General features: G+C 42.2%; 10 protein-coding genes. All 10 read right to left on the minus strand.

The window, feature by feature from the left end:
• Window positions 1–294: 294 nt before the first annotated feature.
• The 10 genes from lysS to ACNQGS_RS28705 all read right to left on the minus strand — a co-directional run bounded on the left by lysS (window position 295) and on the right by ACNQGS_RS28705 (window position 8,694).
• Window positions 295–1,791, minus strand: coding sequence for a lysine--tRNA ligase (gene lysS / locus ACNQGS_RS28660; RefSeq protein ID WP_491490352.1), 1,497 nt, complete (start codon window positions 1,789–1,791; stop codon window positions 295–297).
• A gap of 179 nt (window positions 1,792–1,970) precedes the next feature.
• Complete coding sequence (gene dusB / locus ACNQGS_RS28665; RefSeq protein WP_491490353.1) at window positions 1,971–2,972, minus strand: tRNA dihydrouridine synthase DusB; 1,002 nt, start codon at window positions 2,970–2,972, stop codon at window positions 1,971–1,973.
• 35 nt (window positions 2,973–3,007) lie between these two features.
• On the minus strand, window positions 3,008–3,214 hold the full coding sequence (locus ACNQGS_RS28670) for a helix-turn-helix domain-containing protein (RefSeq protein ID WP_213121119.1): 207 nt from the start codon (window positions 3,212–3,214) through the stop codon (window positions 3,008–3,010).
• The gene (folK, locus tag ACNQGS_RS28675) at window positions 3,166–3,693 is read right to left on the minus strand and encodes a 2-amino-4-hydroxy-6-hydroxymethyldihydropteridine diphosphokinase (RefSeq protein WP_423800314.1); all 528 of its coding nucleotides are present in this window, start codon (window positions 3,691–3,693) and stop codon (window positions 3,166–3,168) included. The genes ACNQGS_RS28670 and folK overlap by 49 nt, the downstream gene beginning before the upstream one ends.
• A 2-nt stretch (window positions 3,694–3,695) precedes the next feature.
• A complete protein-coding gene (gene folB, locus ACNQGS_RS28680; RefSeq protein WP_213121121.1) occupies window positions 3,696–4,055 on the minus strand; it encodes a dihydroneopterin aldolase in 360 nt (119 codons plus the stop codon).
• A complete protein-coding gene (gene folP, locus ACNQGS_RS28685; RefSeq protein ID WP_491490354.1) occupies window positions 4,048–4,893 on the minus strand; it encodes a dihydropteroate synthase in 846 nt (281 codons plus the stop codon). The genes folB and folP overlap by 8 nt, the downstream gene beginning before the upstream one ends.
• A 106-nt stretch (window positions 4,894–4,999) precedes the next feature.
• The gene (cysK, locus tag ACNQGS_RS28690; RefSeq protein WP_213148308.1) at window positions 5,000–5,929 is read right to left on the minus strand and encodes a cysteine synthase A; all 930 of its coding nucleotides are present in this window, start codon (window positions 5,927–5,929) and stop codon (window positions 5,000–5,002) included.
• Window positions 5,930–6,092: 163 nt separating this feature from the next.
• Window positions 6,093–6,992 (minus strand): peptidyl-prolyl cis-trans isomerase, encoded by a 900-nt coding sequence (locus tag ACNQGS_RS28695; protein ID WP_491490355.1) that lies wholly within the window; start codon window positions 6,990–6,992, stop codon window positions 6,093–6,095.
• A gap of 24 nt (window positions 6,993–7,016) precedes the next feature.
• Complete coding sequence (gene hslO, locus ACNQGS_RS28700; RefSeq protein ID WP_491490356.1) at window positions 7,017–7,895, minus strand: Hsp33 family molecular chaperone HslO; 879 nt, start codon at window positions 7,893–7,895, stop codon at window positions 7,017–7,019.
• Between the two features lie 13 nt (window positions 7,896–7,908).
• Complete coding sequence (locus ACNQGS_RS28705) at window positions 7,909–8,694, minus strand: type III pantothenate kinase (protein WP_491490357.1); 786 nt, start codon at window positions 8,692–8,694, stop codon at window positions 7,909–7,911.
• Window positions 8,695–8,770 lie beyond the last annotated feature (76 nt).

Consider the following 8,770-nt stretch of genomic DNA (forward strand, 5'->3'; position numbering starts at 1 on the left):
TTATTGTTTGTTGACGTTTTTGTTTGTTTAGTTTTCAAAGAACTATTTAACCCGCCGCCTAAAAGCGACTTTCTTATCATACCAAGTTATCAACTTAATGTCAATAACTTTTTTGAAATCTTTTGTCGAAGACTTACTGTCTCGCAACAACAGATATTAATATACCACCATTAATAATTTCGTGCAATAGTTTTTATCAGTTTTTATAAATCTAAACGAAAGTTTAAATATTCACTCTACTTGTTAAAAATATAAAGAAAAAGTGCCGTTTTTACAGCACTTTTCCATAACAAGTTACTTATGACGCATTAGCGGGAATAACAGAACATCACGAATCGATGGTGAGTTTGTCAATAACATTACTAAACGGTCAATACCGATTCCTAGACCGCCTGTTGGAGGCATTCCATATTCCAATGCCTCTACGAAATCTTCATCCATCTCGTGCGCTTCATCATTACCCTGCTCGCGTTCTTTTAACTGTGCTTCAAAACGCTCACGCTGATCAATCGGGTCGTTCAACTCAGTAAAAGCATTAGCATGCTCACGGGCAACGATAAACAGCTCAAAACGGTCTGTAAAGCGCGGGTCCTCGTCATTTTTCTTCGCAAGCGGAGAAATTTCAACCGGATGTCCATAAATGAATGTAGGTTGTATCAACTTTTCTTCTACTTTTTGCTCAAAGAATTCATTAACGATATGACCATACAGCATATGCTCAGTAATTTCTACACCATGTTCCTTCGCAAGCTGACGGGCTTCCTCGACGCTCGTCTCTTTCCAGAAATCAGCACCAGTGTATTCTTTGATGGCGTCAACCATGTGGAGTCTTTTCCACTCCGGCTTGAGGTCTACTTCATATTCTCCGTACTGTACAGTTGTTGTACCTAATACTTCTTGCGCAATATGAGCGATGAGGTTTTCTGTCAAACTCATAATATCGCGATAGTCAGCATATGCCTCATATAATTCAATCATCGTAAATTCAGGATTATGACGTGTAGAAACACCTTCGTTACGGAATACCCGGCCGATTTCATAAACCTTTTCAAGACCGCCGACAATCAAACGCTTCAAATGAAGCTCAATCGCAATTCGCATGAACAGCGGCATATCAAGAGCATTATGATGTGTGATAAATGGTCTCGCAGATGCTCCGCCAGCAATGGCATGCATCATCGGTGTTTCAACCTCTAGATAACCATGGTCATCTAAATAACGGCGCATTGATTGAATGATTTTACTGCGGGTAATAAAGGTTTCTTTGCTTTCCTGGCTCATGATTAAATCTAAGTAACGCTGACGGTAGCGCTGTTCGACGTCCTTTAAGCCGTGGAATTTATCCGGCAGTGGGCGGAGTGCTTTCGTTAAGAACACAAAGTTATCAACTTTAACAGATAACTCGCCAACTTTCGTTTTAAATAAGGTTCCGTGTACTGCTACAATATCGCCTAAGTCAGCTGAATCGAAAATCTCATATGACTCTTCGCCAACTGCGTCCTGTCTTACGTATAATTGAATTTGGCCAGTTAAATCTTGGATATGGGCAAATCCAGCTTTCCCTTTGCCGCGTTTCGTCATAATTCTCCCAGCAATAGCAACAGTCACATTTAGGGTTTCCAATTCCTCTTTATCAACTTCGCCATATTGACTGATTAACTCTTGACTGCTATGTGTACGATCAAAACGTTTACCAAAGGGATCTAGCCCTTTTTCCCGCATCGAATGCATTTTTTCACGTCTGACCTTTAATTGGTCATTTAATTCTTCACTCACAACTATCAACTCCATTAATCATTTTATGTAAAACGCATGTTAAACCGCGCATCTGCATACTTCTATTATTTTACACAAACTGAAGAATTCAGACATCTAAAAAAGATAGAATACAATAAAAACTGCCAGTAACCCACTGGCAGCCTTAACATCAAACAAAATAATTATAGAAAATGGCACAATTTATGTCAAATTCAGCCTACTATTGCCTGGCTTTGTTCTTTTGCCTCTGCGTCTACTACTAATTCGTTTAACAAGGAAACGAGCTGTTCACGTGTAAGACACTCATTGACGGCGTTACGTGCCTTGGCATTGCCGCGGATACCTTTTAAATACCAAGCAGCATGCTTGCGCATTTCACGGACTGCAATATCCTCGTTTTTCAACGCGATCAAACGATCGAGGTGAAGGATACAGACATCAATTTTTTCACGGACAGATGGTTCGCCCATTAATTTCCCCGTTTCTAAATATTGAACCGTACGATAAATCATCCACGGGTTTCCAAGTGCAGCCCGGCCAATCATGACGCCGTCTACACCGGTTTCATCCAGCATTCTTTTGGCATCCTGCGGTGTTTCCACATCACCGTTGCCGATGACAGGAATATTTACTGACTGCTTTACTTCACGGATAATATCCCAATTCGCTTTTCCTTCGTACATTTGGACGCGCGTTCTACCGTGCAGCGCAACAGCTTTCCCGCCTGCCTTTTCAACCATTTGCGCGTTTTTAACCGCAAAGATATGGTCCTCATCCCAGCCCATCCGCATTTTAACCGTAACAGGCTTTTCAACCGCATCTACCACAGCCGAAACCATTTCATAGATTTTATTAGGATCAAGCAGCCATTTCGCACCTGCATCACATTTTGTGATTTTTGGAACCGGACAGCCCATATTAATATCGATAATATCAGCGTTCGTATTTTTATCGACGAATCTTGCTGCCTCGACAAGCGTTGCTTTTTCGCCGCCAAAAATTTGCAGGCTCAATGGTTTTTCCCGCTCATCAATATAAAGCATGTTCATTGTCTTTTCATTTTTAAAAACTATACCTTTGTCGCTGACCATTTCGGCGCAGACCAATCCGGCGCCAAACTCTTTTACTGTCAGACGGAATGCCGAATTACAGACTCCAGCCATAGGCGCCAAGACGACAGGGTTCTTCATTTCAATATTGCCAATTTTCAGCATTAAACGTCCTCCTTAACTAAAATTTTTCTATCCATCTATTCCTTTGGTGCTAAATCTTCCTTGGTTATTTTTAAAGACAGCGCAATTTTCTCCAGCAGCTCCTCTGCTGGCAGACGGTTGCCCCGCTCAATTTCTCCCAAAATGGAAACTGATACCCCCAGTTCCTTTGAAAAGCTCTCTTGTGTAAAACCTTTTAGCTTCCGATAGGCTCGAATCCGCCTTCCCCACTTTTCTGCTTCCATATTCGGACTCCTTCTTTGTCTTGTAATTCAACCATATATGCTCTAAGAGGCTTCTTCATCCCCGAAATATGAATATCTGGATTTATTTCAAAAAGCGGAATCATCACAAACGCCCGTTCCAGCATCCGCGGGTGCGGAACGATAAGCTTCTCTGTTTCAATATTTTCGTGATTGAATGTCAAAATGTCAAGGTCAATCGTCCGCGGCCCCCATCTGATCTCCCTTTTCCTGCCAAGTTCCTGCTCGGTTTTTAAACATGTATCCAATAGTTCATTGGCGTTTAAGACTGTTTTAACCTCGATTACCATATTTAAAAATAAATCCTGATCCTCATAACCGATAGGATCTGTCTCGTATATAGAGGACTTATTTACCAACTGAATTCCCGGATGATTGGTTAAGATTTGGATAGCCTTTGCCATATTATCATAACGGTTTCCGATATTTGAGCCAAGGGCAATAAATGCTGTATTTTCCACTTTTATCTTCTCCTTGTAATCTCGACTGCAACGGATTCGTAATGGCCGGGAATAGGAGGATCAGGCTTAATCACCTTCACCGTAACCTCTTCAACTAAAGGAAATCCTAATAAGACACTTCCGGCAATTTTCTCAGCGACTGCCTCGACCAACTTTTTAGGTTCACCCTCGACTACTTCCTTACATAATTGATAAAGCTCACCGTAATGAACAGAATGTTCAAGCGCGTCAGTTTCACCTGCTGTTTTTAAATCCAATGAGACCGACAAATCGACAGAAAAGCGCTGTCCCAATACAGTTTCTTCGGGAAAAACGCCGTGGTACCCGTAAAACTCCATACCATTAACATATATTTTATCCAAGCATGTCACCCTTTCCCATCATTGCATCCATCATTCTTGCCATCCTGCTCATTTCTTTGACATCGTGAACACGGATCATTTGGCAGCCTTTTTGAATGCCGTAACAGATGGTTGCCCCTGTACCCTCCATCCTTTCATTAACAGGCAGATTTAAGGCCTGTCCAATCATTGTTTTTCGGGAGGTTGCCAAGAGAACCGGGTAGCCAAGCATCACAAGCTTATCCAAATTTTGCATCATCAACAGATTTTCTTGATAGTCCTTAGCAAAACCAATGCCCGGGTCGAGAATAATATTTTCATCCTTCACACCCGCTTTTTTAACAATCGCGATGCTTTCATATAAATCATTGATGACATCCCTTACAAACAATCGATAATTTCGATCATGGCGATTGTGCATTAGGATAATTGGAACATCATATTCCGCCGCAACCTCACCCATCCGCTCGTCCGCCTTTGCCCCCCAGATATCATTAATAATATGGGCACCAGCTTGGATCGCCTGCCTGGCCACTTCCGCTTTGTATGTATCAATCGAAATTGGCACTTGAATTTGTTTGGCAATGGCCTCAATAATCGGAACTACCCGCTTAATTTCTTCCTCCTCAGGTACCACCGCAAAGCCAGGACGAGTAGATTCTCCTCCGATATCAATAATATCAGCGCCAGCCTCAACCAGTTTCTTAGCATGTTCAACAGCCCTGTCAATATTATTAAATTTACCGCCGTCGGAGAATGAATCTGGTGTGGCATTGAGGATTCCCATCACAATGGTTTTTTTGCTCATGTCCAATGTGTATGGCCCGCAATGGATGTTTTGTCCAAAAGCTGCATTCATCCCATTCCCTCCTAAAAACTCTTATCCTTTAATCATACAATAAAAGGGGACCAGGACACAAAAAAAGAGGACGCCGGCAATTGCCGACGACCCCCTGTCCGTTCACTTATTCTACATCGTATTGATATAGAGGAGTACTTAAATAACGCTCGCCGTTATCAGGTATAATTGCTAATACTTTTTTGCCTTTTCCAAGTTCCTTTGCCACTTTTAATGCTGCAGAAATAGCAGCGCCGGAAGAAATACCGCCAAGAATTCCTTCTTCTCTGGCGGCGCGGCGGGAAGCATCAAATGCTTCTTCCGTGCTAATTTGAACAACTTCATCATAAATTTCTGTATTTAATGTATCAGGCACGAAGCCAGCACCAAGGCCTTGCAGCTTATGCGGACCTGGCTTACCGCCAGATAGAATTGCTGAATCCTGGGGCTCAACAGCATAGATTTTTACATTAGGGAATTTTTCACGGATAACACTGCCAGCACCTGAAATAGTTCCGCCTGTACCAATACCGGAAACAAATCCATCAAGCTGATCCATTTGCTCGACAATTTCTTTCCCTGTTGTTTTGCGGTGAACCTCAGGGTTGGCTTCGTTTTTGAACTGTTGCGGCATAAAGTAGCCGTTTTCAGCAACTAAAGCTTCTGCGCGAGCAATAGCTCCCTTCATTCCTTCAGGTCCTGGTGTAAGAACTAATTCAGCACCATAAGCACGAAGCAGATTCCGTCTTTCTAAGCTCATTGTTTCTGGCATTACAAAAACAGCTTTATAGCCCTTTGCAGCAGCAACCATCGCAAGTCCGATACCTGTATTGCCGCTTGTAGGCTCAACAATTGTATCGACACCTGGTTTGATTAAGCCTTTTTCTTCTGCAGCTTCAATCATCGCTAATCCGATACGGTCTTTTACACTGCTTCCTGGATTAAAGTATTCAAGCTTTAAATAAACATCTGCACTATTTTCATCAACTAATTTGTTAAGCTTTACAATCGGTGTTTGCCCAATTAATTCTGTAATGGAATTTGCCACACGAACCATCTGAAATCGCTCTCCATTCTATTCCGAGTATTTTTATTGGATTTATATATATTGAATTTACCAGTTTTATACTTGTTTTGTCAATCTTTTTGACTAGGGAATTTTGTGAAAATTTTCGAAACAGATTTGCCTAAAAGAAAAACACAAGATGGATTCCTGTGCTTTAATTTGTTTCGTTATTTTTCCCGTAAAACCAGTTAACCTTGGCTTCTTTCCAGAAGGAAGAAGCAGAGGCTGGGGTCTTCATCTGCTCTAAGGCCAATTGGCGGCGGACTTGTTTTTTAACCTCGTCGAAGGAGTACTTTTTACCGCTGATTTTGCCTTCCATTTTAATGATGGCGTACCCATCGTCAATCTTAAATGGTTTACTATAAGCTTTTTTCTTTAATTTTTTTGCCGTGTCAATATAACTTTCTGGGTATCGCTCATCACCATCACTAATATATCCAATATTTCCTCCTTCATTCGCGGAGAATTCATCAATGGAACGCTCCATGGCCAAAGCTGAAAAACTCGACCCTTGCGCCAATTCTTTTATCGCATTATTCGCTTCTTCCTTGGTTTTTACTACAATATGGGATAGATGATAAATTTCCGGAACATCGTATAAATCCTTGTTCTTTTGGTAATAGCTCTGTAATTCTTTATCAGAAATGATTACATCTTTTGTTAAAAGCTCTTGCAGGAGAAGACTGTCCTGAATTTGTTCCTTCCACCTTTTCTCATCAAGCTGGTTTTTTTGGCTGAATGCGCTATTCGTGGCCTGCAGGAGCCGAAATTCACGTTCAACCTCTTGGTCTGAGATTTTAATGTCATACTTCTTTGCCATCTCACGAATAACCTTTTGGTCAATCAACTCTTTTAAGATATCTTTCCCATATCTTTTTTCCAATTCATTTAGCCATTCCTGCCTTGTTACTGACTGCTTCCCCACGGTTGCCACAGCCTCATCATTTATTGCAGTCCCGCCATCTCCGGTTCCCTTTGCCAGAAAAAAGGCGATGGTTAAACAATTCAGCATGATAAGGCCGGCGATTACCATCCACAGTTGCTTTTTCCCCAAGCCTAATTCTCTCCCCATAAACGATTATTTAGCTGATTCTTTCAATTCCTCCAGCTCTTCTTTTGTAAAGAGGTATTTCTCGTTACAGAAATGGCAATGAGCCTCAGCCTGTCCATCCTCTTCAATCATCGCGGTAATCTCATGGGCACCTAATCCGACGATGGCATCAGCAAAGCGCTGTTTTGAACAAGTGCATTGAAATTTGACCGGCATGGTCTCCAAGATTTTCACATTCTCTTGTCCAAAAAGTTCATTTAAAATTTCTTCAGGGGTTAAACCCTTTTCCACCAATTTCGAAATAGGCGGAATCGTCTTTAACCGTTCCTCCAATTTGGTAATCACGGCATCTTCTGTTCCAGGCAGGATTTGCAGGATAAAGCCGCCAGCTGCCAGAATGGAATCATCAGGATTCACCAAGACACCCACACCTACTGAGGACGGGACTTGCTCAGAGGTTGCAAAATAATATGTAAAATCCTCTCCGAGTTCTCCTGAAACAAGCGGAACCTGGCCGGAAAAGAAATCCCTGAGGCCAATATCCTTTACAATCGCTAATGTCCCGTCCGTTCCGACCGCGCGGCGGACATCAAGCTTACCATGTTCGTTCGATTCAAAATCAACCTCTGGGTTGGTCACATATCCGCGCACCTCACCGCTTGCGTTACTATCAACGAGAATCGGACCGAGCGGGCCGCCGCCATCGATTTTGATGGTCAGCTTTTCGTCACCCTTAAGCATCGCCCCCATCATCACCCCTGCGGTCATTGCGCGGCCAAGCGCGGCTGAAGCCGTTCTCCATGTTTGATGGCGTCTTTGCGCCTCACTGACTGCTTCCGTCGTGCGGACGGCATATGCCCTTATATTTCCATCATAGGCAAGCGCCTTAACTAAATAATCGTTCATGTTAAACCCCTTTCTAGTTGCTATTCTTTATATTATCCATATTCCGTTTATAGATAAGGTGAAGCCCCTTTAAAGTTAAAAATGGATCGACTACATCAATAACCGTTGACTCTTGGGCGATTAAACTGGCCAGTCCACCCGTAGCAATAACAGTCGGCTTTTTCTCACTATGCTCTGTCATCCTTCTGACAATGCCTTCAACCTGTCCAACGTAGCCATAAACAATGCCAGCCTGCATAGCAGCAACGGTGTTTTTCCCAATAACTCCTTCCGGACGGGCAATCTCAATACGCGGCAGCTTTGCTGCTCTTGAATACAAAGCTTCAGTAGAAATGCCAATTCCCGGTGCAATAGCACCGCCCATGTACTGGCGTTCCTCATTTACATAGCAATAGGTAGTGGCTGTTCCGAAATCAACAATTACTAATGGACTGCCGTACTCATGGATCGCAGCAACTGCGTTTACAATTCTGTCTGCTCCAACCTCACGAGGGTTTTCATATTTAATATTTAGGCCTGTTTTAATGCCAGGACCAACAACCAGCGGTTTCACATGAAAATACTTATGACACATTCTCTCTAAGGCGAACATGATTGGCGGAACAACAGATGAAATAATAATTCCATCTATATCAGAAAAAGCAAGGCCTGAGTAATCAAACAAAGACTTAATATTCATTCCGAATTCATCTTCTGTACGGTTCCGGCTTGTTTCCACCCGCCAATGGTATTTGAGCTCTTCTCCTTTGTAAACACCAAGGACAATATTTGTATTCCCCACATCAATAACGAAAATCACATCTATCACTCACTTTTTAGGAAATTTTCATTTATATGCAAACATAATACCATATTTACATTGCGGGTGAAAAAAA

The sequence above is a fragment of the Neobacillus sp. PVCKKU3 genome (assembly GCF_058323225.1).